At 47.8% G+C, this 813-nt stretch carries 1 protein-coding gene; it reads left to right on the top strand.

What is annotated here, in order from left to right; all coding sequences use genetic code 11:
• Nucleotides 1–813, top strand: an 813-nt coding sequence (locus TZ96_RS00005) for an Ig-like domain-containing protein (RefSeq protein ID WP_045762392.1), incomplete at both ends; no start/stop codon positions are given.

Below are 813 nucleotides of genomic sequence, written 5' to 3'. Positions count from 1 at the left end.
CTTCCAGATGGTTCTAAAGCAACAGCGAAAGCCGATCAAGATGGAAACTTCAGTGTACCAGTAAGTGCCTTGAAAGAAGGCGATAAAGTATCTGTAACAGCAACAGACGATGCAGGTAACAAGTCAACACCGACATCAGCTACAGTGCCAGATACAACAGCACCAGCAGCACCAAGTGTAAGCCCAGTTACAGCAGGCGCTACAGCAGTTACAGGTACAGCCGAAGCAGGTTCAACAGTAGAGGTTACTCTTCCAGATGGCACTAAAGCATCAGCAACAGCTGACCAAGATGGCAACTTCAGCGTTCCAGTAAGTGGCTTGGAAGAAGGTCAAACAGTCTCTGTTACAGCGAAAGACGCTTCAAACAATACATCAACTCCAACTACAGCAACTGTAGCGAAAGCTGATGATAAGACAGCTCCAGCTGCACCAGTTGTGAACCCAGTTAAAGCAGGTGACACAGCAGTAACTGGTACAGCCGAAGCAGGATCAACAGTAGAGGTTACTCTTCCAGATGGCACTAAAGCATCAGCAACAGCTGACCAAGATGGCAACTTCAGCGTTCCAGTTAGCGGTTTGAAAGAAGGCGATAAAGTATCTGTAACAGCAACAGACGATGCAGGTAACAAGTCAACACCGACATCAGCTACAGTGCCAGATACAACAGCACCAGCAGCACCAAGTGTAAGCCCAGTTACAGCAGGCGCTACAGCAGTTACAGGTACAGCCGAAGCCGGTTCAACAGTAGAGGTTACTCTTCCAGATGGTTCTAAAGCAACAGCGAAAGCCGATCAAGATGGAAACTTCAGTGTA

Origin of the sequence: Streptococcus infantis (assembly GCF_000963255.1) — a bacterium.
Lineage (GTDB): Bacteria > Bacillota > Bacilli > Lactobacillales > Streptococcaceae > Streptococcus > Streptococcus nidrosiense.
This window is presented reverse-complemented; position numbering and strand designations above follow the sequence as displayed.